This is a genomic window from Burkholderia paludis, assembly GCF_000732615.1.
Classification (GTDB): Bacteria; Pseudomonadota; Gammaproteobacteria; order Burkholderiales; family Burkholderiaceae; genus Burkholderia; species Burkholderia paludis.
In genome coordinates this window covers 51,526-76,087 of record NZ_JPGL01000034.1, presented here as the reverse complement: position 1 = coordinate 76,087, position 24,562 = coordinate 51,526, and the positions used below count along the sequence as shown (strand labels likewise).

At 69.4% G+C, this 24,562-nt stretch carries 20 protein-coding genes; 7 read left to right on the top strand and 13 right to left on the bottom strand.

Going from position 1 to position 24,562, the window contains the following annotated elements; all coding sequences use genetic code 11:
• Positions 1–31: 31 nt before the first annotated feature.
• Positions 32–1,126, bottom strand: coding sequence for an ABC transporter ATP-binding protein (locus tag GQ56_RS0121810; RefSeq protein WP_031400653.1), 1,095 nt, complete (start codon positions 1,124–1,126; stop codon positions 32–34).
• A 108-nt stretch (positions 1,127–1,234) separates the two neighbouring features.
• Here GQ56_RS0121810 and pdxR point away from each other — a divergent pair, with 108 nt between their 5' ends.
• Positions 1,235–2,758: a MocR-like pyridoxine biosynthesis transcription factor PdxR gene (gene pdxR, locus GQ56_RS0121805; RefSeq protein ID WP_031400652.1), complete on the top strand. Its 1,524-nt coding sequence runs from the start codon at positions 1,235–1,237 to the stop codon at positions 2,756–2,758.
• Between the two features lie 27 nt (positions 2,759–2,785).
• Here the strand turns inward: pdxR and GQ56_RS0121800 are convergent, their stop codons facing one another.
• The 5 genes from GQ56_RS0121800 to GQ56_RS0121780 form a co-directional block, all read right to left on the bottom strand.
• Positions 2,786–3,820, bottom strand: coding sequence for a lipase secretion chaperone (locus GQ56_RS0121800; protein WP_031400651.1), 1,035 nt, complete (start codon positions 3,818–3,820; stop codon positions 2,786–2,788).
• Positions 3,821–3,823: 3 nt separating this feature from the next.
• Positions 3,824–4,915: an alpha/beta hydrolase gene (locus tag GQ56_RS0121795; protein WP_031400650.1), complete on the bottom strand. Its 1,092-nt coding sequence runs from the start codon at positions 4,913–4,915 to the stop codon at positions 3,824–3,826.
• A 228-nt stretch (positions 4,916–5,143) separates the two neighbouring features.
• Positions 5,144–7,276: a TonB-dependent copper receptor gene (locus tag GQ56_RS0121790; RefSeq protein WP_031400649.1), complete on the bottom strand. Its 2,133-nt coding sequence runs from the start codon at positions 7,274–7,276 to the stop codon at positions 5,144–5,146.
• 83 nt (positions 7,277–7,359) lie between these two features.
• Positions 7,360–7,728, bottom strand: coding sequence for a DUF2946 domain-containing protein (locus GQ56_RS0121785; RefSeq protein WP_031400648.1), 369 nt, complete (start codon positions 7,726–7,728; stop codon positions 7,360–7,362).
• A 155-nt stretch (positions 7,729–7,883) separates the two neighbouring features.
• Complete coding sequence (locus tag GQ56_RS0121780; RefSeq protein WP_031400647.1) at positions 7,884–8,420, bottom strand: cytochrome b; 537 nt, start codon at positions 8,418–8,420, stop codon at positions 7,884–7,886.
• A gap of 230 nt (positions 8,421–8,650) precedes the next feature.
• Between GQ56_RS0121780 and GQ56_RS0121775 the strand changes: the two genes are divergently transcribed.
• The gene (locus GQ56_RS0121775; protein ID WP_031400646.1) at positions 8,651–9,289 is read left to right on the top strand and encodes a Pr6Pr family membrane protein; all 639 of its coding nucleotides are present in this window, start codon (positions 8,651–8,653) and stop codon (positions 9,287–9,289) included.
• A 58-nt stretch (positions 9,290–9,347) separates the two neighbouring features.
• Here the strand turns inward: GQ56_RS0121775 and GQ56_RS0121770 are convergent, their stop codons facing one another.
• Positions 9,348–10,085 (bottom strand): peptidoglycan DD-metalloendopeptidase family protein, encoded by a 738-nt coding sequence (locus tag GQ56_RS0121770; protein ID WP_031400645.1) that lies wholly within the window; start codon positions 10,083–10,085, stop codon positions 9,348–9,350.
• Positions 10,086–10,510: 425 nt separating this feature from the next.
• Between GQ56_RS0121770 and GQ56_RS0121765 the strand changes: the two genes are divergently transcribed.
• Positions 10,511–10,831 (top strand): hypothetical protein, encoded by a 321-nt coding sequence (locus GQ56_RS0121765; RefSeq protein ID WP_031400644.1) that lies wholly within the window; start codon positions 10,511–10,513, stop codon positions 10,829–10,831.
• A gap of 111 nt (positions 10,832–10,942) precedes the next feature.
• Here the strand turns inward: GQ56_RS0121765 and GQ56_RS0121760 are convergent, their stop codons facing one another.
• The 5 genes from GQ56_RS0121760 to GQ56_RS40200 all read right to left on the bottom strand — a co-directional run bounded on the left by GQ56_RS0121760 (position 10,943) and on the right by GQ56_RS40200 (position 16,020).
• Complete coding sequence (locus tag GQ56_RS0121760; RefSeq protein WP_031400643.1) at positions 10,943–11,287, bottom strand: DUF4148 domain-containing protein; 345 nt, start codon at positions 11,285–11,287, stop codon at positions 10,943–10,945.
• A gap of 199 nt (positions 11,288–11,486) precedes the next feature.
• Positions 11,487–12,899 carry an NADP-dependent phosphogluconate dehydrogenase gene (gndA, locus tag GQ56_RS0121755; RefSeq protein ID WP_031400642.1) on the bottom strand — a complete coding sequence of 471 codons (1,413 nt, stop codon included), beginning with the start codon at positions 12,897–12,899 and terminating at the stop codon, positions 11,487–11,489.
• Between the two features lie 97 nt (positions 12,900–12,996).
• Complete coding sequence (locus GQ56_RS0121750; RefSeq protein WP_031400641.1) at positions 12,997–13,641, bottom strand: DUF938 domain-containing protein; 645 nt, start codon at positions 13,639–13,641, stop codon at positions 12,997–12,999.
• Entirely contained in the window at positions 13,638–14,534 is an 897-nt protein-coding gene (locus GQ56_RS0121745; protein WP_031400640.1) for an NAD-dependent protein deacetylase, read from the bottom strand. The genes GQ56_RS0121750 and GQ56_RS0121745 overlap by 4 nt, the downstream gene beginning before the upstream one ends.
• 1,111 nt (positions 14,535–15,645) lie before the next feature.
• Complete coding sequence (locus GQ56_RS40200; RefSeq protein WP_052001443.1) at positions 15,646–16,020, bottom strand: lysozyme inhibitor LprI family protein; 375 nt, start codon at positions 16,018–16,020, stop codon at positions 15,646–15,648.
• A 618-nt stretch (positions 16,021–16,638) separates the two neighbouring features.
• On the opposite strand from GQ56_RS40200, the gene GQ56_RS0121735 reads away from it, so the two are divergent.
• A complete protein-coding gene (locus GQ56_RS0121735; RefSeq protein ID WP_031400638.1) occupies positions 16,639–19,083 on the top strand; it encodes a mechanosensitive ion channel domain-containing protein in 2,445 nt (814 codons plus the stop codon).
• Between the two features lie 27 nt (positions 19,084–19,110).
• On the opposite strand, the gene GQ56_RS0121730 is transcribed toward GQ56_RS0121735, so the two are convergent.
• Positions 19,111–19,932 carry a CerR family C-terminal domain-containing protein gene (locus tag GQ56_RS0121730; protein ID WP_031400637.1) on the bottom strand — a complete coding sequence of 274 codons (822 nt, stop codon included), beginning with the start codon at positions 19,930–19,932 and terminating at the stop codon, positions 19,111–19,113.
• 92 nt (positions 19,933–20,024) lie between these two features.
• On the opposite strand from GQ56_RS0121730, the gene GQ56_RS0121725 reads away from it, so the two are divergent.
• From GQ56_RS0121725 to GQ56_RS0121715, 3 genes are read left to right on the top strand one after another with little or no spacing between them, the layout of a single operon-like run.
• Entirely contained in the window at positions 20,025–21,146 is a 1,122-nt protein-coding gene (locus tag GQ56_RS0121725; RefSeq protein WP_031400636.1) for an HlyD family secretion protein, read from the top strand.
• Complete coding sequence (locus tag GQ56_RS0121720) at positions 21,139–22,725, top strand: MDR family MFS transporter (protein WP_031400635.1); 1,587 nt, start codon at positions 21,139–21,141, stop codon at positions 22,723–22,725. The genes GQ56_RS0121725 and GQ56_RS0121720 overlap by 8 nt, the downstream gene beginning before the upstream one ends.
• A 13-nt stretch (positions 22,726–22,738) precedes the next feature.
• On the top strand, positions 22,739–24,226 hold the full coding sequence (locus GQ56_RS0121715; RefSeq protein WP_031400634.1) for an efflux transporter outer membrane subunit: 1,488 nt from the start codon (positions 22,739–22,741) through the stop codon (positions 24,224–24,226).
• Positions 24,227–24,562: the final 336 nt, after the last annotated feature.

The window sequence follows — 24,562 nt, the reverse complement described above, 5'->3', positions numbered from 1 at the left end:
CGACGTGCTGCGGAAAATCGGGAAAGCCGGCTTACGCGAATACGCGCAGGTGTTCGGGCGCGAACGCGAGCGCGACCGGTGCGCCGGGAGCGAAGCTGTCGAGCGCGCCGGTGCCGAGCGGCACCTTCACGAAGCATTCGTCCTGGCCCGGCAGCGCGCAGCGCATGCGCACGTGATCGCCGAAATAGATGAGGCTGCGCGCCTCGCCGCTCAGCCGGTTCGCGGCCGGACAGGCCCCGCCGTGCGCGGCGAGGCTCATGCGCTCGGGGCGGATGCACGCGACGGCCGGCGCACCTTCGGCGGCCTCGCCGATGCGGCGGCCGACGAGCCGGGTGCCGTCGTCGAGCCGGAATTCGCAGAAATCGCCGTCGACGCGCGCGATGGTGCCGCGCAGCCGGTTGCTGTCGCCGATGAAGTTCGCGACGAATTCGTTGCACGGCGATTCGTACAGGCGGTCGACGGTGTCGAGCTGCTGCACGATGCCCTTGTCGAACACCGCGACGCGATCGGACATCGTCAGCGCCTCGCCCTGGTCGTGCGTCACGTACACGAAGGTCACGCCGAGCTTTTCGTGCAGCGCCTTCAGTTCGTACTGCATGTGTTCGCGCAGCTGCTTGTCGAGCGCGCCGAGCGGCTCGTCCATCAGCACGAGCTTCGGCTCGAACACCAGCGCGCGCGCCAGCGCGATGCGCTGCTGCTGGCCGCCCGACAACTGCGCCGGATATCGCTTCGCGAAGCGCTCCATCTGCACCATCTTCAGCGCGTGCGCGACGCGCTCCGCGCGCTCGGCGGCCGGCAGCTTGCGCACGGTCAGCGGATACGCGACGTTCTGCTCGACCGTCAGGTGCGGAAACAGCGCGTAGTTCTGGAACACCATGCCGATGTTGCGCTTGTGCGGCGGCACGTTGTTCAGCAGCTCGCCGTCGAGGCGGATCTCCCCGCCGGTCGGGAATTCGAAGCCGGCCAGCATCATCAGGCAGGTCGTCTTGCCCGAGCCCGACGGCCCGAGCAGCGTCAGGAATTCCCCCCGGTGGATATCGAGATCGAGCGACTTGACGACCAGCGTCTCGCCGTCGTAAGTCTTCCGCACGCCGCGAAAACTGACGATCACATCATCTGACTTCATCGTGGCTGTCCCCTTGCTCCGCGACATACGTTTTCAAGATGCGAGCCACTATACGGCGCGTACGGTTCTACAATAGGGAACCATTTCAATATTCCGCATGGGACCACTTTGGACACCGTGATCGTCGCCGACTGGCTCTCCGCCCGCCTCGACCGTGGCTCGCCCGAGCCGATGTATCGCCAGTTGCTGCAGCTGATGCAGCAGGCCATCCTGACCGGGGAATTGGGGCCAGGAACAAAACTGCCGAGCTCGCGCACGCTCGCGGCCGACCTGTCGATCGCGCGCAATACCGTGCTGCACGTGTACGACCAGCTCACCGCCGAGGGCTACGTGCTGACGACCACCGGCAGCGGCACGTACGTGGCGGACACGCGGCCGGACGCCGCCGCGATCCCCGCGCCGGGCGGGGCGCCGGCGCCGTCGAGCGCCGATGCGCCGCCGCAGCCGGACGCGCAGGGCGGGCTGTCGATGCGCGGCCGGCGGCTGATCGAGCATGCGGGCGTGTCGCGGCGCCAGTGGGGGGCATTCATGCCGGGCGTGCCGGACGTGTCGGAATTCCCGAGCCGCACGTGGAGCCGCCTGCAGGCGCGGCTGTGGAAGGAGGCGAATCCCGAGCTGCTGACCTATGCGCCGGGCGGCGGTTACCGGCCGCTGCGGCGCGCGCTCGCCGATTACCTGCGCGTCGCGCGCTCGGTCAAGTGCTCGCCCGACCAGGTCGTCATCACGACGGGCATCCACCAGTCGATCGATCTCGCGGTGCGGCTGCTGTCCGACATCGGCGATCCCGCGTGGGTCGAGGAGCCCTGTTACTGGGGGGTGCGAAGTGTCTTGCAGGCGGCCGGCCTCACGCTCGCGCCGGTGCCGGTCGACCACGAGGGGCTGGCCCCGCGCGCCGGCGACATGCAGCATCCGCCGCGGCTCGTGCTGGTCACGCCGTCGCACCAGTATCCGCTCGGGATGGTGATGAGCCTCGCCCGCCGGCGCATGCTGCTCGAATATGCGCGCCAGCACCGCTGCTGGATCATCGAGGACGACTACGACAGCGAATTCCGCTACGGCAGCCGCCCGCTCGCGTCGCTACAGGGGCTCGACGACAGCGGCCGCGTGATCTACGTGGGCAGCCTCGGCAAGATGCTGTTCCCGGGGCTGCGGATGGGCTACATGGTCGTGCCCGAGCATCTGGTCGACACCTTCCGCACCGGGCTGTCGGAGTTGTATCGCGAGGGCCAGCTGATGCAGCAGGCCGTGCTCGCCGAATTCATCATGGACGGCCACCTGACTTCGCACGTCAGGCGGATGCGCACGCTGTACGGCGAGCGCCGGCAACTGATGATCGACGCGATCCGCGCACGCTTCGGCGACGCGCTGCCGGTGATGGGCGACGAGGCCGGCCTGCATCTCGTGCTCGGCCTGCCCGACGCCTGCGACGATCGCGCGGTCACGCAGAGCGCGTTCGATGCGGGCGTGATCGTGCGCCCGCTCACCAGCTACTACAGCAAGCTCGACACCGCGCAGCGCGGCCTGCTGCTCGGCTACGCGTGCGTCCCGCACGAAAACATCGGCCCGGCATTCGACACGCTCGCGGACACCATCGAGCAGCATCTGCCGCGGCACGTCACGCGCGCGGCATAGCCGGCGATCGCCCGCGGCGCGCCGGCGTCACGGCGCACCGCCCGCCCCGCGATCGAGCGAGGCCGCGCGCACGGCCTCGCCGGGTTTCGTGAACACGCGCTGCCGCAGTGCCGCGATCTGCGCATCGCGATCCTGCTGCGACAGGCCCGCCGCCTCGATCTGCGCGCGCTGCGCCGCATAGTCCGCATAGCGGCCCTGCCACGAGGCGTCGTCCTGCTGCATCTGCGCGACACGCGCGGCGGCTTCGGGGCCGAGCGTCTGCGCCAGTTGCGCACGCATCGCGTCGGGCGTCGCGCCGCTCTTCTGCAGGTTCGCGATCTGGTCGATCGCGGCGCGCTGCCGGTCGACCCGCTGCTGTGCGGCGCGTTCCTCCGCCGGCATCTGCTGCTCGAGCGCCGCGAGGCGCTCGGCCTTCTGCGCGTCCGTCAGCGCGGGATCCTGCGCGATCTTCAGGCGCGCGAGATCGTAGCGCTGCCGCCACTGCTCCGCGCCGAAGAACGGCTGGCTCCAGTCGCCGAGCGCGCGGGCCGCGATCGACGCGCGCTGGTCGAGCGCGAGCTGCAGCGCGCCCAGGTCGGACTTGTCGACCGCGCCGGCATCGCGCAGTTTCGCGAGCGCATCGAGATACGCGCGATACCGGTGCCACACGTCGAGCGCCTCGACCTGCGCAGGCGTGCCATCGAGCTGCGCGGCGATCTCGCGCGCGACGAACGCATCGAGCGCGGCCGCGCCCAGGTCGCTCTGCGCGGTCAGGCAGTAGTCGAAGAAATCGCGCACCGCGCGCGATTTCGCCAGATGGCCGCCGGCATCGAGCGGCAGCCGCGGCGCGCTGGAACCGGCGAGCGACGGCGGCAGGCCGTCGCTCGCCGGCGTGGCGGCCTGCGGCGCGGCGGCAGCCACGCCGCCCACCGCCGCCGCCTCCGGGGAATCGCCGGCGGCGCCCGTCGCGCGATGCCGCCCGGCGCCGCTCCACAACGCGACGCCGGCGATCGCCGCCAGCCCCACCACGCCGTACACCACGGCGCGCCGCGTGAGCGGCGCGCGTCCTCCTCGTGCCGTCATCGGTTACACGCCCGCCAGCTTCAGCCGGTTCGCATGCGTGCGGATCACCGCGACCGGATCTTCCGCGTACGCGCCGCGCACGCCCAGCAACTGGTTGATCTCGTCGAGGTGGTTCCACTTGTAGCTCGTGCTCAGCACCTTGCCGTACAGCGCGCTGCACTTCGATACGAGCCCGTCGTTCTGACCCGAGCCGCGGTTGATCATCACGGTGCCGGTGCCGTACAGCGCGAGCGTCGACGGGTCGAGCGCATTGGCCGGATCGACGACCGGCACGGTGCTCGTATCCGTCGCGCCGGTGACGCCGAACAGGGACAGCGTCGGCTGGATCGCCGTGCCGGCCCACGAATACAGCAGATGCGTGCTGCCGCCGACGGTTTCCGTCGGCGCGCCTGTCTGGCAACTGCCGGGCGCACCGAGGCCCGCACTCGGATAGTTCTGGTTGTATGCGGCGGCCTGCGCGGTCGTCAGCGTCTTCAGCGCGGCGAGCGCGTCCTGGTTCGTGTTGTGGCTGCTGCTCGTCAGGATGCCGAACACATTGACGAACGCGGCGATGACCGTCGACGACAGGCCGGTCGGATCGTACGCGAGCACGCCCTGCACGAAGTCGGCGAATTCCGAGCCGCGATGCGGCGTGCCGATCGTCGTCACCGACGCGACAAGATCGGGAGCGACGGCCGCGACATAGCGCGACGTCATCCCGCCCTGGCTGTGACCGACGAGATTGACCTTGGTGGCGCCCGTCGCGGCGAGCACCGTCTTCACGTAGGCGAGCAGCTGTTCGCCGCGCCCGTTCGGGCCGTCGTCGCTCTGGAAGCCCGACAGGTTCGCGACGTAGACGGTCGCGCCATGCTGCTGCAGATCCTCCTGGATGCCGTACCAGTACTCGAGCACGCCCGCGTACTTGTCGGTGCCCGACAGCCCGTGCACGAGGATGATCGGATAGCGCGTCGCCGCGTAGTTGTCGGCGGCGGTCGCCGCCATCGCCGCGTGTGTCGTCGCGAGCGTCATCACGGCGGTCGCCCCCGCGAACGGCGCGACGCTCATCGCGCATGCCACTGCCCCTGCCACCACCCTGGAACGCATCGATCTGGCCATGCATGTTCTCCTGATTATTGTGCTGCCGGTGCGAATGCAGCCGGATCGACGCCCATCATGCGTCGCCAGCCTCGCGAACGCCGTGTGCGTCGAATGCGGGAGTGAATCACGAGTCGCGAACGTTTGCGCCCCGACTAGATACGGTTCTCTAATCGGTTGACGCGCCCCGCCCGTTCGGGCGGGGCCGCGCCAGTGCATGCGCATGCTGCAACGCACACGCGCGATGCGTTACAGCTTCGCACTCACGCGCACCCACGCGGTCCGGCCCGGCTCCATCACCGGCGAATTCGCCGGATAGCCGAAGCCCGCGTTGCCGGCCAGGTTCAGATGCTCGGTGTAGGCCTTGTTCAGCACGTTGTCGACGCCGACCGAGATCTGCACGGTCTTGCTGACGTTGTATTGCGTATGCAGCGACAGCACGCCGAATCCGGCGCTCGGCCCGAAGTCCTTGCCGACCACGTTGCCCTCGTTCAGCGCATAACGATGCTGCGGCGCAACGATGCGCCACAGGCCGCCGGCCGACCATGCGCCGCGCGTGTATTCGAGCCCGAAGCGCGCCTCGAGCGGCGGGATCTGCGGCAACGGATCGCCGCTTGCGACGTTGCGCCCCCACGCATACGCGAGCGACGTCTCGACGCGCAGCGGCGCGACCGGCCGCCACGACAGGCCCGCCTCGCCGCCCATGATCTGCGCGTTGACGTTGGTCGCCTGCGTGGTCGGCCCCATCATGCCGGCCGCGTAGTTGAACAGGATGAAGTCCTGCACGTAGCCCGCATAGGCCGACACCCACGCATCGAACCGGTCGCTCCTGTACTGCGCGCCGATGTCGAGCTGCGTGGTCTTCTCCGGCTGGACCGCCGAGAATGCGTTGACCGCGCCGGCCGGCCCGCGCGTCGCGGAGAACAGCTCCCAGTAGTCGGGGTAGCGCTCCGTATGGCCGAGCCCCGCGTACCACGTGACGGGCAGCGACGCGAGATCGCGCTCGTAGCGCACGAAGCCGCTCGGCAGCACGCGCGAGCGATCGTCGTCGAAGGTCGGATTCGGCATGGTCATCATCATGCCGCTCGTCGTCGCGCGCTTGTCCCGCGCGCTCGCATAGTCGACGCGCGCGCCGCCGATCACGCGCGACACGTCGCTCGCGTACCACGTCAGCTCGCCGAACGTCCCCGCGTTCCACATCGTCGCCTGCGCATCCCACGGCATGTCGCCGTAGTTTTGCCGCCCCATCGCCGAGCGCGAGTCGAGCCGGTTCGACTGCGCGTCCACGCCCGTCACGAGCTTGAACGCGTCGCCGAAACGGAAGGTCGCCGCCGCGCGCGCGCCGATCGTGCGGCGACGCACTTCCGACGCCATCCGCATCGGCATGCTGCTGGTCGGGTCCGGTTGCCGCAACGTGTAGTTGTCCATCACGTGATCGGCTTCGTTGTAGTACACGCGCGCCTCGATCCGGTCGAGCACGTCGCCGAGATGCTTCCTGTCGAACGACAGGCCGAACGTCTCGCGACGGAAATGCGCGCCGTCCATGCCGCGCCCCGCATAGCGGGCGTAGCCGTCGCCGGTGCCGGCGGTCAGTTCGACGCGCGTGCGGTCGTCCGGCGTCCAGCCGAGCGCCGCGTCGGCGTTCCACTTGTCCCACTGCGACGGCACGGTGTTGCCGTTGCCGTCCTTGTAGTCCTGCGAATGCGCGTGGTTCGCGGTCACGCGGCCATAGACGTCCGGCGTGCCGGCCGTCACGTCGACGTTCTGGTCGTTGCGGCCGAACGATCCGCCGACCAGGCTGCCCTCGAAGCGCATGCCGGGCTTGTCGAAGCGCGGCGTCACGCGCTCGAACAGCACGGTGCCGGCCGATGCGCCCGGGCCGTACAGCACGGTCTGCGGCCCCTTGACGACGGTGACCTTGTCGTAGCTCTCCGGCGCGATGTACGACGTCGGCGCGTCCATCCGGCCCGGGCATGCGCCGAGCGTCGACATCCCGTTCGCGAGGATGTTCAGCCGCGAGCCGAACATCCCGCGCAGCACCGGGTCGCCGTTGGTGCCGCCGCTGCGGATCGACGTGAAACCGGGAATCGTCTTCAGGTAGTCGGCGCCATCGCTGGCCGGCAACGGCTGGCGCGGGGTCTTCGGATCGGTGACGACGACGAGCGGCGTCTTCAGCGGCGTTGCGACGACTTCGATGGCCGGCAGCGGCGCGGCCGTATCGTCCGCGGACGTGCCCGCCGCGTGCGCCGTCTCGGCGGCGGCAGCGCTCGCGGCCAGCGCGCCGACGGCCAGCGCGGGAACGGTCAGTTTCAGCATCCGCGGCAAGCGCCGCGCACAGGTATTGCGTGACGCCCGCGGCGCGCGCAACTGGAAAATGGTCATGATCAAAAAGCCCGAGTGACGCCCTCCACGCGGCCTCGACGGGCCGCACGGATAGTGGCGGTGAAAAGAACGGAAACAGCGCGTCAGGCGCGCTCGGGCGGGGCGCGCGGGTACGCGCGCGGATAGCGGTCGGCGCGCGCCGCGACGGCAGGCGGCGCGGCGGCGGAAACGGCAAAGGCGGGAACGGTGGCGACCGGCGCGACGGCGGGCGCGCCGATCGCGGGGCTGTGTGCGAAGAAGCCGCAGTAGCCGCATGCATCGAGATGCGGCGCATGATCGTGCATGCGGCCCGCATCGCTCGACGGATGCGCGCCATGCTCCGTACTGCAGACGATCGCGTCGGGCGCGGCCGCCTGCGCGACGCGCCACTGCGACACCAGCGGCGCCGCGATCGCGAACCAGATCGCGAGCACGCCAAGCCAGGCGGTCAGGTGACGATGTCGGTGCAGCATGCGCGGCGGCGAGTAAGCGGAATGTAAAAACAGCCGAGATGTTACAGAATGTTTACCGCGAAGGCCAGTGCGGAAAGCGGTAAACGAAGCGGGGGCGCATGGTTGTCAACGCAACCATGCGCCCCCGCTTGCCGCGAGCTGCCGGACAGCGGCGTTCAGGGCGCCATGCGCCGCAGCACGTCGTCGCGCCGGATGAAGTGATGGTAGAGCGCGGCCAGCGCGTGCAGGCCGATCACGAAGTAGAACGCGTTGCCGATCAGTTCGTGGGCTTCCTTGATCGTCGGCCGCAGCGCCTTGTCGGGGCCGAACAGCGTGAACGACACGCCGAGCCAGTCGAGCGACACCGGCTTGCCGCCCAGGTTGATCATCATGATGCCGAGCAGCGGCTGCGCGATGATGAACACGTAGAGCGCGACATGCGCGAGCTTCGACAGCCAGCGCAGCAGCGCCGCTTGCGGGATGGCTTGCGGCGCGCGGCTGACGGCCCGCCACAGCACGCGCAGCACCGACAGCACGAGCACGAGCGTGCCCGCGGTGAGGTGCACGTTCATCCAGAACACACGGCTGTCGCTGCCTTTCGGCCCGCGGATCTCGATGGCCAGATAGGCCAGCGCCACCAGCAGGAATACGGCCCAATGAAAGAAGATCGCGGGCGAGCTGTAGCGCGTCTGTTTCGCGAGGATGTTTCTCATGCTTCGTCTCGTGTTGTGTGCGGGGAATGGGCGCATGGCGCAACCGGCCCGGGCAGGCCGGCAAGGCTGCCCCGATTGTAGCCGCACGCGCGCCCGGTTTTGCCCGACGCGCGCAAATATCCGACGAATCGCCGGGGCGCGGCGGGCCCGGTGCTCATATGGAAAGTACGCATCGCGCGCCGGGGCCGCTGTGGCACGATGGAGCTTTGGTGCGACGGCGCGCGGGCATCATGAGCAAGGCGTTCTTCGTAGCGGCCTATCGGCTGACCGCCGCGTTGCTCGCGGTGTCCACCACGCTGCACAGCGTCGCCAACTACTGGCACCTGCCGGATTTCCGTCTCGGCAACTACCTCAGCTACTTCACGCAACTGAGCAGCCTCTACGCGGCCGCGATGCTCGCCGCCGGGCTCTGGCGCATCGCGCGCCCCGGCTCCGCCCGCTACGAGTCGATGCGCGGCGCCGCCGTGCTGTACGTGCTGATCACCGCGATCGTCTACGAACTCCTGCTCGCGCGGCTCGACGCGCTGCGCCACATCACGCCGGCGTTCAACAACTGGGTGCTGCACCGGATCGTGCCGTTCGTCATGCTGTGCGACTGGCTGTACGTGGAGCCGCGCCTGCCGATTCCGCGGCGCAGCGCGTTCGCGTGGCTCGCCTTTCCGGTCGTCTACCTCGGCTACACGCTCGTGCGCGGCGCGCTGGAGAACTGGTATCCCTACCCGTTCGTCGATCCGCGGCCGCACGGCTATCTGCCGGTCGCGATCCAGTGCTCGCTGATCGCGCTCGGCGCGGCCGCGCTCGCACTGGGCATCCGCTGGCTCGGCAATCACGTGCGACGACCCGGCGCCGCGACGCTCAGGGAAGGTTGAAAGGGAGAAGCGGCGGGAGCGTGTGCGCCGCCCGGCGCACACGTGGCGCCAGGCGCCGTCAGCCGCCGTTGCGCGGCAGGAAGTTCATCGGATCGACGACCTTGCCGTTCTGGCGAACCTCGAACTCGAACGTCGACCGGCCGCTCGCGTCGATGCCCATTTCGGCGACCGGCTGGCCCTGACGCACCGCGTCGCCTTCATTGACGAGCAGTTTGTCGTTGTGGCCGTAGGCCGTGATGAGCCCGTTTTCGTGCTTCAGGATCACGAGCGGGCCGTAGGCCTTCACGCCGGACCCGGCGTACACCACGCGCCCGGCGGCCGCGGCCCGGACCGAGTGGTCGGGCCCGGATGCCGCGATCACGATGCCGCGCGTCTTGCCGGCCGAGAACGGCGCCGCCACGACACCCGTGGCCGGCCAGGCGAGCGAGCCCGGCTGCGCGGCCGCGGCGGGCGGCTGCCCGGGCGGGGCGGCCGCGACGGCCGGCGGCGCGACGCGCAGCACCTGGCCGGGATACACGGCATCGGCAGGCGCCATGTGGTTCCAGCCGGCCACGTCCTGCACGCGCTGCCCGTAGGCATTCGCGATGCTCGCCAGCGTGTCGCCCGGGTTCACGCGGTAATAACCGGCGATCACGCCCGGCGTCGCCGCCGACGAGGGTGCCGGCTGGCGAGCCGGCTGCCAGGTGTCGGTCCACGGCGTCAGTGTGCAGCCTGTCAGCGCGATGGCCGCGGCGACGAGCGCCGCCGGCGGCAACCAGCGCGTCAGCGCATCGTGGATGGGAAAAGTTTCTCTCAAGGGTCCTCCCGGATTTGCGTCGTCGCGCCGCCCGCCGCCCCCCGGCGCACGACGCACGATGTCCGGCCGAACGGCCGGGTCAACCAGTTTCCGACCGCTCGCGCGGCCGTCAGTTTCCACTGCGGAACGTCGGCGCGAATGGGCTCATCGGCCCCTTGTTCGCGTCGTCCCGACCGGCAAAGATACCATTTGTGGCGGTCATGACCGCGACAGTTGGCTGTTCCGGCAACAATCTTCCGGCGCCGAACCGGCGCGCCGGACGCCCGCCAGGCCCGCCGCGCGGGCCGCCGGGCCGGCCCGGCGCGGGTCCGACCCATGCCGCGCCGCCGTTGCCCGCCGCCCCGGCCGCGTCACATTCTCCCCTTCGATGGACGCCTATACTCGGTGGTGCGCAACGCGACCCAACGACAACGAGGAGCATGACGATGAACAACGCGACGTTTCTTTCCGTGCAGCTCAACGCGGACGATTTCGCCGGTTCCAGCGGCCTGGTCGAATTGCTCAACCGGCACCTGCTGTTCGCGAACGACGTCGCCGAGGCGGCCGATGCGCTCGTGCAGCTGGCGAGCGTCGCGCACCTGACCGGCGCCACGCGCCACAGCGTCGAACTGCCGGTCCTCGCGATCGAGCGGCTGCGCGATGCGCTCGACACGCTGAGCGGCTACGACGAAACGTGGCTGCAGGTGCTGGAGCCGGCCGAAGCACTGTTCCGGGATATCGGGCGCGGCAAGCGCCCGCTGCACTGACCCCGGCGCGCGACGCGCCCCCCAAATGAAACAGCCCGCCGTTCCGGATGACGGAACGGCGGGCTGCCTGTACTTCAGGGGTCGGATCAGGCCGCCGCAGCGGCCGCACCATTAACGACCCTTGTAGATCGGGGCGTCGTCAGCGATGCGCTTGACTTGCCAGCCGGTCTTCGCCTTGGCCGGCGAGCCGGATTCCTGCGCGGCGGCCGGTTGCGCGCCATAGCCGGTCGTGTCGGCCGCGGCGACGTTCTGTTGCGGGTTCACGCGGGCTTCAGCGGCCTGGATGCTTGCCGGGTAGTTCGTGCGGTCGCTGCCCAGCTTGTAGCCTGCCTGCTGGACGGCCACCAGATCGGCCTTCACCTGAGCACGGGTGACGGGTACGTTCTGTTGGGCGAACGAGACGGCGGGAACGGCGAGGACGGCAGCTGCGGCGAACGTTGCGATCAGCGATTTCATGATTACCTCCGGGATTTTTTTGCTCCGCCGCACACACCATGTCTGCAGCGATGGAACAGAGTTTAGTCCCGGCGTCCCCTAGGGAAAACCATGAAAGAACGAAAACACTGTTTCCCCGGAGCCAACAATGTCGGCATCCGGGATAGAAAAACCCTATTCAAAGAATAGATTTTCGCAACAATGCTTCGCTCGCCGGCAGTTACGACCAGTTCGCGTGGAAGCTGCCGGGCTTGTCGGTGCGCTCGAACGTGTGCGCGCCGAAGAAGTCGCGCTGCGCCTGCACGAGGTTCGCCGGCAGCCGCTCGGAACGGTAGCTGTCGAAGTACGCGACCGCCGACGCGAACGCCGGCACCGGCACGCCGGCCTTCACCGCCGCGACCACGACGTCGCGCAGCGACGCCTGGTAATTCGCGGCGATGTCCTTGAAGTACGGATCGAGCAGCAGGTTCGCGAGCGCCGGATCCGTTGCGTACGCATCCGTGATCTTCTGCAGGAAACGCGCGCGGATGATGCAGCCCGCGCGGAAGATCTTCGCGATCGTCCCGAGATCGAGGTTCCAGCCGTACTCGCCGGACGCCGTGCGCAGTTGCGCGAAGCCTTGCGCGTACGAGATCACCTTGCTCAGGTACAGCGCGCGGCGCACCGCTTCGACGAACGCGGCGCGATCGCCGTCGAACGGCGCGGCGGCCGGGCCCGACAGGATCTTGCTGGCCGCGACGCGCTCGGTCTTCAGCGACGACAGCACGCGCGCGAACACCGACTCGGTGATGAGCGGCAGCGGCACGCCGAGATCCAGCGCGTTCTGGCTCGTCCACTTGCCGGTGCCCTTCTGCGCGGCGCGATCGAGGATCACGTCGACGAGGTGCTTGCCGGTCTCTTCGTCCTTCTTGCCGAAGATCTTCGACGTGATCTCGATCAGGTAGCTGTCGAGTTCGCCCTGGTTCCATTCGGTGTACACCGCGCCGAGCTCGTCGTTGGTCAGGCCCGCGACGTCCTTCAGCACCGCATAGCTCTCGGCGATCAGCTGCATGTCGCCGTATTCGATGCCGTTGTGGACCATCTTCACGTAGTGGCCCGCACCGTCCGGCCCCATGTAGGCGACGCACGGCTCGCCGTCCGACGGCGCCTTCGCTGCGATCTCCTTGAGGATCGGCTCGACGAGGTCATACGCGTCGCGCTGGCCGCCCGGCATGATCGACGGGCCGCGCAGCGCGCCCTCTTCGCCGCCCGACACGCCGGTGCCGATGAAATGCAGGCCCGACTGCGCGAGCTCCTGGTTGCGGCGGATCGTGTCGGTAAAGTGCGTATTGCCGCCGTCGATCAGCACGTCGCCCTTCTCGAGCAGCGGCTTGAGCGACGCGATCGTCGCGTCGGTCGCCTCGCCGGCCTTCACCATCATCAGGATCCGGCGCGGCGTCTCGAGCGATTCGACGAACGACTCGAGCGTGTAGGTCGGCACCAGATTGCGGCCGGGGAATTCGGCGATCAGTTCGTCGGTTTTCTCGCGGCTGCGGTTGTACACCGACACCGCGTAACCGCGGCTCTCGATATTGAGTGCGAGATTGCGGCCCATCACCGCCAGCCCGATCACACCGATTGCTTGTTTGCCCATTAGTCAATTCTCCGGAAAAAACGGGGCGCAACCCGAACCGGGCCGCGCGCACAGGCGAAAGGATAGTGGAAACCCGGCTGCGATGCGCGTTTGCGTGTCATTGCTCCGCGTGCGGCAGCCGCCGGAACACGACGCTCAGGTTGTTCGCCGGCATTTCGACCACCTCCACGCAGTCGAGCCCGCGATCGAGGCCCAGCGCGACGACGGTCTCGAGATCGCGCACGCCCCACGACGGGTCGCGGCTGCGCAACTGCAGGTCGAAGGCCGCGTTCGACGGCGCCGTGTGCCGCCCCTCGCGGCGGTACGGCCCGTACAGGAACAGCACGCCGCCCGGCCGCAGCAGGCGCGCGGCGCCCGCGAACAGCGCATCGGTGCAGGCCCACGGCGAGATGTGAATCATGTTGATGCAGACGATTGCGTCAAGCGCCGCGACCGGCCACGTCGCATCGCGCACGTCGAAGGCGAGCGGCCCGGCGACGTTCCCGAGGCCCGCGTGCGCCACCCACGCGGCGATCGAGCGCCGCGCCTGCGCGTCCGGATCGCTCGGCTGCCAGTGGAGGCCCGGCAGCGCCTGCGCGAAGTGGACCACGTGCTGGCCCGTGCCGCTCGCGATCTCGAGCACGGCGCCGCTCGCCGGCAGGACGCGGCGCAACACGTCGAGGATCGGCCCGCGATTGCGCTCGGCCGCCGGCGCCGACAGCCGCGCGGACGGATCGTCGTGCGAAGGTGTCGCGCCGGTCATGACGGCTGCCCCGCCGCGTGGCCCGCAAGCCCCAGCCGCGCCGCCAGTGCGTCGAGCGCGGGGGCGCAGCGCGCCTCGACCTTCAGCGCCAGCATCGGGTCGGCGCGGGTACGGCCGAGATTGAGCGCGGCGACCGGCTTGTGCTGCGCCTGCGCCCACACGCAGAAGCGGTAGCCCGAATACACCATCAGCGACGAGCCGACGACCAGCAGCGCATCGGCCGCATCGAGCGCCTGCGACGCGAGCGCCACGCGCTCGCGCGGCACGTTTTCGCCGAAAAACACGACCGCCGGCTTCAGCAGGCCGCCGCACGCGGGACACGCCGGGATCCGGAACGTGTCGAGCGCGGCCCATTCGAGATGCGCGTCGCCGTCCGCCGCCGGTTCGGCCTGCGCGCCCAGCAGGTCGGGGTTGTCGGCTTCGAGCATGACCTGGATCGTCGCGCGCGCATGATGCGCGCCGCAGCCGAGGCACGTGACGCCGTCGATCCCGCCGTGCAGTTCGATCACGTCGCCGCTGCCCGCGCGCTGGTGCAAGCCGTCGACGTTCTGGGTGACGAGGCGCTCGATCCGACCCGCGCCGCCGAGCCGCGCCAGCGCGACGTGCGACCCGTTCGGCCGGGCGCGGCCGACGACGGGCCAGCCGATCATGCTGCGCGCCCAGTAGCGCCGCCGCGCGGCATCGGAGCCGAGGAATTCCTGGAGCTGGATCGGCGGCGAGCGCATCCATTGCCCGTTGCGGTCGCGATAGCCGGGAATGCCGGAATCGGTGCTGATGCCCGCGCCGGTGAGCACGAGCAGGCGTGGATGACGTTCGACGAACGTATGGAGCGCATCGAGCGCGGCGGGATCGATGCTGGCGGTCGAAGGGTCGTGCAGGGTTGTATCGTTCATGTCGGCAACGCGTAATCGGGCGCGCCGGCAAGCCGTGCGCCCGCACGGGCGGCCAGGCACGCCAGCACATCATACAGAACGCCGCACGATCGGGCCGGAGCCCGCGACACGCGCCGGCGCACAAAAAAAGACGCCCATCCGCCACCGGGCGATGGGCGCTTCAACAATTGATCCATCGGGGTAGTGGATCAACTGACAGCACGATTCCGCTGCGTCCGCCTCGCCACGGCCGGCGAACGCTCCCCCTGAACTGCGCGGGTCCCGGGATGCCGCGCGCATCGCTGCGCCGCCGGCTCCCCGGTGCGATCCGGTCCGTGCCCGTCGCGCCGCTGCCGGGCACGGCAAGCGAACGCATGCGTCGCGCGGCGACTCGCGTTGCGCGCGGCGGAATGACGATCCGGAATCGAAACCGGGCCATCCGCGGGCGCTCGTGGTTCATCCCCGACGGCCGACCGGCACCAGTCGGCCTCGTGCGTCATGCCTGCACGTCGTCGTTCAGAACGAACCCGATTGCTCGGATGGAACGGAAAGCCGCACTCACGTCGCCGCAATCAACGGCGAGGCGAATATCCTGGCAGGTCGGCGATTCATGTTTGCGACACGATACGTTGCGATTCGGTCTCTTTTCATTCTCTTGTCCCCGTCTCCGGTGCGTCCGACCCACTGAAGCGATCGCCGGACCGACTGCGTCCTCGACCGCGCTCACGGCGCGTACACACATGCAAGGAGCGCACCATGCTTCGTGCCGCAAGGCCGCGCGGGCCGAATCCCTGCGATCGGCGCGACTCGCGCACCGGCCGGATGCACGAACGTTTCGAAACTGAAACACCCGCTGGTTCGATGACGGTCGACCGCGCCTGCCGCGCCGCCGTCACGGCTTCACGGCGTTGCGCCGTTGCGTCCGTGCGTCGACGTCGATCGGCTTGCAAACGCTTCACGCCGGCCGCACGCACTTGCGGCCCGTGCGCGGCCCGCCCTCGTCCGTCCGGACGCCCGCATTCGAAGCCGGTACGGCACGACCACCCGTCGTGACGCGTAGCGCCACGTTCTGGTCGCGCGCTGCGCGGGCACGACACTGCGGATCACGCGGCGCAAGGCGCGGCGCCGCACCTCAACGAAAGGCGGCGATGACCTTGATGCGACGTTCGGTTTCGTCGACGAGGCAACCGTCGTGCTCCACGAGCCCGAGCGTGCCGCCGGCATCGGGCTGCCGCGACTCCGCGCATGTCGCGTCCCTCGCCGCGAGCCAGCGGCGCTCGTCGTTACGCAACCGCAACTTGTCCTGGGCATCGAGGCTCGCCATCTTCGCCTGGTAGACGGCGTTCAACCGCTGGTCGGCCGCGTCGTATTTCAGCCGGAGGCAATTGCGGATATCGGCCGTGTAGCCCGTTTCCTCGGCCGTCCTGCAGATCCCGTCACGCTGCGCTTCGTCCGCGCGCGCACCGGATATCGCCACGGCGAGCGCCGCGCCCGCCACCAGACCCATCGTTACTTGCCGCCGTGCATTCATCCGGATTCGCCGCTCAATGACAGAGGGCACCGATTATGCACGCCCCGCCGCCTTCAGCCCCGCTGCGTCGAAGCGACCTGCCCAGCCTCGGCGGCATTCGCGCATGCCGTGCTTCGCAGCCGCCGTGCAACGTCGCCAGTATTCACCGGACATGCACGTGGCGGGCGCCTGTCAGGTCGCGTCGAAGCCGGGATCGACACGGCCCCTGCGTGACATCGCGGAAGCAACCGAAGCATGCGCGCGTCCGGTCCTTCGCGAAGGGAAGCACGATCGAGAAGCATTCCTGATTAATACGGTGCGATACGCGCAGCGCCGGCCGTGACCGGCAAACACGCGCTTCCGGTCCCGCGATCAGGCAGACGTGACGTGCTCGCCAGCCGGACCGACCACCGTTTGCGCCCGACGCATGCGTGCCCGAACGCACAACCGGCGATGCGACGCGCGAGCCGGCGGCATGCGCCCGCACCGCCTCGCGCACGCCCGATCCGACGATTCGTCTGCGGAACTATTCGGTTCCCGCCGCGATCATGTTAACTTCCGTCCATCGTTCAGCCCGGCGGGCCGCGCCCCGATGCGCGCCCGCATGCCCACTCCATGCGACATTTCCTTCTCGGCTGGCTGCTTGCCGCCGTCGTCTCGGCCGCCCACGCGGCCGCCCCCGCCCCCACGCCGGCCGCCTCCGGCGCCGCGCCCGCACTGACGCCGCAACAGGCCCGGCAGGCACTGGATGTGCTCGAGAATCCCCGCGATCGCGCGCAGGTCGAAACGACGCTGCGCGCGATCGCGGCCGTCGGCGCGTTGAGCGCGCCCGCGCTGGCGGCGAGCGGGCCGGCCGCCGCCAGCGGCGCACCGGCGGCGGCCCCTGCCGCGCTCACGTCGAACGGGCTCGCATCGATGCTCGTCCGCCAGGGCTCGCGGTGGGCCACCGAAATCGGCAGCGCGCTGAAGGAATCGCTGCACTCGCTGCTCGACGTCGGTTCGGTCGGAAACTGGTGGCACGACAAGCTGGTGCGCGCCGACGCGCGCGCGGATCTCGCGCACGCGCTCTGGCTCATCGTCGTCGTGCTCGCGCCCGCGCTCCTCGTCGAATGGTTCGCGAAGCGGCTGTTGCGACGCGCGCTGGCCACGGTGGCCGCGCGGCGCGCCGACACGTCGCGCCGCGCCGCGCCCCGTTCCGGCCCGGCCGGCAACGGCAACGCAGCGCCGCCGGACGCACCGGCCGCACCCGGCGCGTCGAACGCCGCGCCCGCGTCGTCGCAAGGCCGCGGCCACGCACGACGCCACACCACGCTGCTGCACCGGATGCCGCGCGCGCTCGTCAGCCTCGCGCTGCGCACGGTGCCGCTGCTGGTGTTCGTCGGCGTCGCGAGCCTGACGATGTCGGCGATCGGCGACGCGGGCACCCCGGTCGAATCCGCGCTTGAAGCGCTGATCGACATCTACGTGATCTGCCGGCTCGTCACGATCGTCAGCCGGCTGTTCTTCCAGCCCGATGCGCGGCAATTGCGCTTGCTGCATGTCAGCGACGCAGGGGCCGGCTTCGCGCAGCGCTCGATCGCCCGGATCGTGATCGTGGTCGGCGCCTGCACGGCCGCCGTCGAGATCGCCGCGAACTTCGGCCTCAGCGAGGCCGGTCACGTCGCGCTGCTGAAAGCCGTCGCGCTCGCCGCGCACCTGATGGTCTCCGCGTTGATCCTGACATGCCGCCGGCCGGTCGCCGAGCGCATCCGCGCGGCCGGCGCGCAACGTCCGGCCTTCGCGATGCTCGGCAACGCACTCGCGGACGCATGGGCGCCCGTATCGGTATTCGTCGTGATGGCGCTCTGGTTCGTGTGGGCGCTCGACGTCCACAACGGCTACCGCGTGCTGATCACGCTCGGCGGCCGCTCGATCGCCGTGATGATCGCCATGCGGATCGTGTCGATCGTGGTGTTCGGCGCGCTCGCGCGGCTGTTCCAGGGCAGCGACGAGGATCGCACGCTCGTCCATCTGCACGCATCCCGCTACTACCCGCTGCTGCGCCAGATCGTGTCGGGCGCGCTCGGCGTCGTGACCGTCGTGCTGCTGCTGCAGATCTGGGGCGTGCCGATCTTCCGCGCGTTCGAAACCGGCACGATCGGCCACCGGCTCGCGTCGGCGCTCGTGACGATCGCGATCGCGGCCGTCGTCGCGCTCGTCGTATGGGAAGCGGCGAACATCGCGATCGAGCGCCGCCTGCAGCGCTGGACCCGCGAAGGCAATCTCGTGCGCGCGGCGCGGCTGCGCACGCTGCTGCCGATGCTGCGCTCGCTGCTGTTCGTGATGATCGCGCTCGTCGTCGTGCTGACGGGCCTCAGCCAGCTTGGCGTGAACGTCGGCCCGCTGCTTGCCGGCGCGAGCATCTTCGGCGTCGCGCTCGGCTTCGGCTCGCAGAAGCTCGTGCAGGATTTCATCACCGGGATCTTCCTGCTGATGGAAAACGCGATGCAGGTGGGCGACTGGGTCACGCTCGCCGGCGTGTCGGGCACGGTCGAGTACCTGTCGATCCGTACCGTGCGGCTGCGCGCGGGGGACGGGTCGCTGTACACGATCCCGTTCAGCTCGGTGACGACCGTCAACAACACGAATCGCGGGCTCGGCAATGCGGCCGTCAAGGTCAGCATCGCTTACGGCGAGGACATCGATCGCGCGATCGCGACGCTGAAGGAGATCGGGGCCGCATTGCGCGACGATCCGGCCTACCGCGACGGCATCCTGTCGGACTTCAGCTACTGGGGCATCGACCAGGTCGACGGCGCGGCGCTCGCGCTGGCCGGACAGATGCAGTGCACCGACTCGACGCGCTGGAGCGTGCAGCGCGAATTCAACCGACGGATCGCGGAGACGTTCCGCGAGCGCGGCATCCGGATCGCCGATCCGCAGCGCAGCGCCGTCACGTACGCGGGCGGATCGCAGCCCGCCGGCAACCGCGACAGCGGCGGCAACGACGTCAACGGCCCGGCTGCCGCGACGGCATCCCGGCCATCGCCGAGCGCCGAACCGGAACGCAAGCCCGGCTGACCGGCCGGAACCGGCGGCCCGCCGCGCTCAACCCTGGGCAGGCTTGTTCGCGCGCCGCGCGCCTTTGGCGGCGGGCTTCGCCGCGCCCCCCTTCGCCGTGCGTTTCGCCACGGCGCTCGCCCCCCGCCCGGGGCCGGCCTCCGGCGCGCCGCGCCGCGCGTGCCATTGCTCGAGCAGCAGGCGCGTCTGGTCGGCGATCGTCTCGCTCAGCAAGGCCGCGCGCTCGCCGTCGAATGCGTCCCATTCGAGCAGTTGCAGCGCCGAACGCTGCGCGATATGGAACACCGTGATCTGCCCGAACAGGCTCAGCGCACGCAACCGCGTGACGGGATCGTCGGCGGCCCGCCCCGAGATCCGGCCGATCAGTTCGGCGCTCACGTCGTTGAGCGGCTTGCGCATGCGCTGCATCAGGATCTCGCTCGCGTTCGCCGGCTCCTGGCCGCCCTGCTCGCGCGCGAAGAACATCCGCTGGTTCATCGTCTTCGGCGACGTGAACATCCGGTCCGACAGCGCGCGCAGCAGCCCGATGAACGCGTCGATCAGCTCGTCGACCTCGGCGTGCGCATCGAGCACCGCCCACGCGTGGGCGACCGCCGGCGCGAACACCTCCCAGCCGTTCTCGGCGATCGTCTCCACGCACGCGCGGTAGACGCCTTCCTTGTTCTCGAAGTAGTACTGGAGCGCCGGGGCGTTCACGCCGGCCATCGCGGCGATCTCGCGCGTCGACGCACCCGCGAACCCGCGCTCGCCGAACAGCTCGATCGCCGCCTCGATGATCCGCTGGCGCGTTTCGTCCCCGCGCGCGTAGCCGCCCGCCGACGTGCGGCGCAGCTTCTTCGCTTCGTTCATGCCTTCCTCGTCATTCGATCGACAGACATTCTACTTGACACAATTCTATCAAGTGGAATAATTCTTCCACTTGGAATAATTTGGATGCCCGAATGTCGACGCCACAAGACCCGCCACAGAAAGCAGATCGTCAGGAAAACGGAACAACGCCGCGCAACGGCAACGGCTCGAAGCGGCGCATCCTGCTCGTCGCGGCGGTGCTCGCGGCGATCGGCGGCGCCGTCTGGCTCGGCCGCTGGTGGACGGTCGGCCGCTTCATCGAAAGCACCAACGATGCATACCTGCAGGCGGACAGCATGACCGCCGCGCCGAAGGTGGCCGGCTACGTCACCGACGTCTACGTCCGCGACAACCAGCCCGTGAAGGCCGGCGACCCGCTGGTGCGGCTCGACGTCCGCCAGTACCAGGTCGCGCTCGCCCAATCGCTCGCGACCGTCGATGCGCGCCGCGCGGACATCGCGCGCGCCGAAGCGGACATCCACCAGCAGCACGCGAATCTCGAACAGGCCGACGCCCAGTCGAAGGTGTCGCAGATCAACGCGCGGCACGCGAGCGACGAATACGCACGCTATGCGCCGCTCGCGGCGACCGGCGCCGAAACCCACGAACGCGTGGCCGACCTGAAGAGCACGCGCGACCAGGCGCAAGCGACGCTCGCGGCGAACAACGCGTCGGTGGCCGCCGCACGCACGCAGATCGCGTCGTTCACCGCCCAGCTCCAGCAGGCGCGCGCGCAGCTGGAGGCCGCCCAGGCCAGCGCCGCGCAGGCGCAGCTCGACCTCGACAACACGACCGTGCGCAGCACGCTCGCCGGCCGCGTCGGCGATCGCACCGTGCGCGTCGGCCAGTACGTGCAGCCCGGCACGCGCCTGCTGACCGTCGTGCCCGTCGACTCGATCTATCTCGTCGCGAACTTCAAGGAAACGCAGATCGCCAACATGCGCATCGGCCAGCCCGTCGCGCTGCATGTCGACGCGCTGCCGGACGGCGCGCTGTCGGGCGTCGTCGACAGCTTCGCGCCCGGCACCGGCGCGCAGTTCGCACTCCTGCCGCCCGAGAACGCAACCGGCAACTTCACGAAGATCGTCCAGCGCGTGCCGGTGCGCATCCGCCTCGCCGCGAACGCCCGTGCGCAGCACATGCTGCTGCCGGGGTTGTCGGTCACGGTCGACGTCGACACTCACCCGGCCGGCGACGGGCAGCATCATGGCTGACACGCCCGCCACCACCCCCGCGCCGCCGCACGAAGGCCGCGCAAGCGTGACCGACTGGATCGCGGTCGCGGCCGGCGCGCTCGGCGCACTGATGGCGACGCTCGACATCTCGATCACGAATTCGGCGCTGCCGCAGATCCAGGGCGAGATCGGCGCGACGGGCACCGAAGGCACGTGGATCTCGACCGGCTACCTGATGTCCGAAATCGTGATGATCCCGCTCGCCGCGTGGCTCACGCGCGTGTTCGGGCTGCGCAATTTCCTGCTGACGAACTCGGCGCTGTTCATCGCGTTCTCGATGATGTGCGGCTGGTCGCATTCGCTGCCGATGATGATCGCCGGCCGGATCGGCCAGGGCTTCACCGGCGGCGCGCTGATCCCGACCGCGCAGACCATCATCCGCACGCGGCTGCCGCTGTCGCAGTTGCCGGTCGGCATGACGCTGTTCGGCCTGATCGTGCTGCTCGGCCCGCTGTTCGGCCCCGTGCTCGGCGGCTGGCTCGCGGAGAACGTGAACTGGAGCTGGTGCTTCTTCCTGAACCTGCCCGTGTGCCTGCTGCTGATGGGGCTGCTGTGGTTCGGGCTGCCGTCGGACCGCCCGCAATGGAGCACGTTCTTCAACGCGGACTGGCTCGGGATCGCCGGCCTTGCGATCGGGCTGAGTTCGCTCACCGTCGTGCTCGAGGAAGGCCAGCGCGAACGCTGGTTCGAATCGCAGATGATCGTCACGCTGAGTCTCGTGTCGCTCGCCGGGATGATCCTGATCGCGCTGTCGCAACGCTTCGCGAAGCGGCCGATCATGCGCCTGTCGCTGATGCGCAACCCGCGCTATGCGAGCGTGATCGTGATCGTGTCCGCGGTCGGCGCCGGGCTGTATGGCGTGTCCTACCTGCTGCCGCAGTTTCTCGCGATCGTCGCCGGCTACAACGCGGAACAGGCCGGCGGGATCATGCTGCTGTCGGGGCTGCCGGCCTTTCTCGTGATGCCGATCCTGCCGCGCCTGCTCGGCAAGGTCGATTTCCGCATTCTCGTGATCTCGGGGCTGCTGCTGTTCTGCCTGAGCTGCATGCTGGACATCGGCCTGACCGCGCAGAGCGTGGGCCATGACTTCGTGTGGTCGCAACTGATCCGCGGCGTCGCGCAGATGCTCGCGATGATGCCGCTCAACCAGGCCTCGATGGCGGCCGTCGCGCGCGAGGACTCGGGCGATGCGGCCGGGCTCTACAACATGGCGCGCAACCTCGGCGGCTCGATCGGGCTCGCGATCATCGGCACCGTGATCGACCGGCGCACGACCTTCCATACGGCCGCGCTCCGCGAATCGGTCACCGCCAACTCGCTGATCGGGCAGGACCGGCTGTCGGCCTATGCGGCCAACTGGTTCACGCACACCGGCGACCTCGCGTATTCGAACCTGCGCGCGCTCGGGCAACTGGCGCAGCAGATCCAGGTCCAGGCCGTCGTGATGACCTACTCCGAAACCTTTTACCTGCTGGGCCTCGCACTGCTCGCCTGCGTGCCGCTCGCGTTGCTGCTGAAAACGCCGCGCGCACCGCAGCCGATGTCGTCCGGCCACTGAACCGTCTGCCCCGATGAAACCCTTTGCCCTGCCCCGCCGCCCTGCGCTCACGCTGTGCGCAGCCGCCTGCCTGCTCGCCGGCTGCACGGTCGGCCCCGACTACCGCGGTGCGCCGGCGGCGCCGGATGCGCCGACGTTCGTGCGCGCGCCGGCCGCCGGCGTCGATACCGCCGCGCCCGCGCCGAGCGCGTGGTGGCATGCGCTGAACGATCGCCGGCTCGACGAGCTGATCGCCGCAGCGCTCGTCTACAACCCCGATCTGCACGCCGCGCAGGCGCGCCTGCGCGCATCCCGCGCGCAGCTCTCGCAACAGCGCGCGGCGCAGTTGCCGAAATCGTCGGCCACCGTCGCGGCCGTCCGCATGCGCGAACCGGACCTCAGCGCGCTCGGCTCGCTGCTGCCGTCGGACAGCTCGAACGCGTCGGGCGGCACGTCGCCGTCGCTCGGCGGCTCGGGCCCGCTGCAGCTCTATTCGGCCGGATTCGACGCGACCTGGGAAATCGACCTGTTCGGCGGCACGCGCCGTGCGGTCGAGGCCGCGTCCGCGCAGGCCGAGGCCGTCGACGCCGATCTCGCCGATACGCAGGTGTCGATCGCGGCCGAGGTCGCGAATGCGTATGTCGACCTGCGCGACCAGCAGCAGCGGCTTGCGCTGTCGCAACGCACGGCCGAACTGCAGCAGAAGATGCTCGAACTCACCCGGCAGCGCCAAGCGCGCGGCGTCGCGGCCGATGCGGACATCGAACGCCTGACGACACAGGTCGAGAACACGCGCGCGTCGCTGATCCCGCTCGACGCGCAGGTGACGGAATCGCTCGACCGGCTCGCGATCCTGACGGGCCAGGCTCCGGGCGCGCTCGACGCGGCGCTGTCGACGCCGGACGTGCCGCTGCCGACGCTGCCCGCCAGCATCGCGGTCGGCGATCCGGCCACGCTGCTCAAGCAGCGTCCCGACGTTCGCGCCGCCGAGCGCCGGCTCGCGTCGAGCAATGCGCAGATCGGCGAGCACGTCGCCGACTACTTCCCGAAAGTGACGCTGCTCGGCGATCTCGGCTTCAGCGCGACGGACCCCGGCCATCTGCTCCGCAAGCAGAACTTCACCTGGGTCGGCGCGCCGTATCTGCAATGGAACCTCCTCGACTTCGGGCGGACGCGCGGCGCCGTGCGTGCGGCCGAGGCGTCGCGCGACGAGGCGGAAGCGAACTACCGGAAGGCGGTGCTCGGCGCATTGCAGGACGCCAATACGGCATTGCAGCGCTACGGGCACCAGCGCGAGCACGTCGTGGCGCTCACTAGGGTCAGCACGTCGGCCGTGCACTCCCGTTCGCTGATGGACGAGCGCTATCGCGCCGGCGTCGCGTCGATGATCGACCTGCTCGATACGCAGCGCGAAGCGCTGTCCGCGCAACAGAACGTGATCGCCGGGCAAGCCGAACTGATCAAGGATTACGTGTCGCTGCAAAAGAGCCTCGGGCTCGGGTGGCAGGCCGGCGCGAGTTGACGGCGCCCGGCCGCCGACGCATGCGCCGGCGGCCGTCGCGCCAACCCGGCGCTGACGGGCCCCGCGCATCGGAAACGAACCCGCTGGCGCACGGCGCCGGATCGACATGCCGGGCCCGATCTTGACGCTCCGGCGCGCGCCGACGATCCGAGTGTCCATTCGAACGCCACCGGCCCATTCCGGAGCGCTGCGGAAATGATCGGGCTTTCGAATCCGGCATTACTTTCCTTTTCGGTTCCGAACATTACAAATTACATCCAATCTTTTCAAAAACATTTCACTTATTCGATTTAATTTAATTTCATATAATCAAAAAAAGTTTGACACTCTGCTTTC

Excerpts from the sequence above, each read along its gene's own strand:
- GQ56_RS0121810 (WP_031400653.1), bottom strand. The coding sequence starts at position 1,126 with ATGAAGTCAGATGATGTGATCGTCAGTTTTCGCGGCGTGCGGAAGACT.
- GQ56_RS0121800 (WP_031400651.1), bottom strand. The coding sequence starts at position 3,820 with ATGACGGCACGAGGAGGACGCGCGCCGCTCACGCGGCGCGCCGTGGTG.
- GQ56_RS0121795 (WP_031400650.1), bottom strand. The coding sequence starts at position 4,915 with ATGGCCAGATCGATGCGTTCCAGGGTGGTGGCAGGGGCAGTGGCATGC.
- GQ56_RS0121790 (WP_031400649.1), bottom strand. The coding sequence starts at position 7,276 with ATGACCATTTTCCAGTTGCGCGCGCCGCGGGCGTCACGCAATACCTGT.
- GQ56_RS0121785 (WP_031400648.1), bottom strand. The coding sequence starts at position 7,728 with ATGCTGCACCGACATCGTCACCTGACCGCCTGGCTTGGCGTGCTCGCG.
- GQ56_RS0121780 (WP_031400647.1), bottom strand. The coding sequence starts at position 8,420 with ATGAGAAACATCCTCGCGAAACAGACGCGCTACAGCTCGCCCGCGATC.
- GQ56_RS0121775 (WP_031400646.1), top strand. The coding sequence starts at position 8,651 with ATGAGCAAGGCGTTCTTCGTAGCGGCCTATCGGCTGACCGCCGCGTTG.
- GQ56_RS0121765 (WP_031400644.1), top strand. The coding sequence starts at position 10,511 with ATGAACAACGCGACGTTTCTTTCCGTGCAGCTCAACGCGGACGATTTC.
- GQ56_RS0121760 (WP_031400643.1), bottom strand. The coding sequence starts at position 11,287 with ATGAAATCGCTGATCGCAACGTTCGCCGCAGCTGCCGTCCTCGCCGTT.
- gndA (WP_031400642.1), bottom strand. The coding sequence starts at position 12,899 with ATGGGCAAACAAGCAATCGGTGTGATCGGGCTGGCGGTGATGGGCCGC.
- GQ56_RS0121750 (WP_031400641.1), bottom strand. The coding sequence starts at position 13,641 with ATGACCGGCGCGACACCTTCGCACGACGATCCGTCCGCGCGGCTGTCG.
- GQ56_RS0121745 (WP_031400640.1), bottom strand. The coding sequence starts at position 14,534 with ATGAACGATACAACCCTGCACGACCCTTCGACCGCCAGCATCGATCCC.
- GQ56_RS40200 (WP_052001443.1), bottom strand. The coding sequence starts at position 16,020 with ATGGGTCTGGTGGCGGGCGCGGCGCTCGCCGTGGCGATATCCGGTGCG.
- GQ56_RS0121735 (WP_031400638.1), top strand. The coding sequence starts at position 16,639 with ATGCGACATTTCCTTCTCGGCTGGCTGCTTGCCGCCGTCGTCTCGGCC.
- GQ56_RS0121730 (WP_031400637.1), bottom strand. The coding sequence starts at position 19,932 with ATGAACGAAGCGAAGAAGCTGCGCCGCACGTCGGCGGGCGGCTACGCG.
- GQ56_RS0121725 (WP_031400636.1), top strand. The coding sequence starts at position 20,025 with ATGTCGACGCCACAAGACCCGCCACAGAAAGCAGATCGTCAGGAAAAC.
- GQ56_RS0121720 (WP_031400635.1), top strand. The coding sequence starts at position 21,139 with ATGGCTGACACGCCCGCCACCACCCCCGCGCCGCCGCACGAAGGCCGC.
- GQ56_RS0121715 (WP_031400634.1), top strand. The coding sequence starts at position 22,739 with ATGAAACCCTTTGCCCTGCCCCGCCGCCCTGCGCTCACGCTGTGCGCA.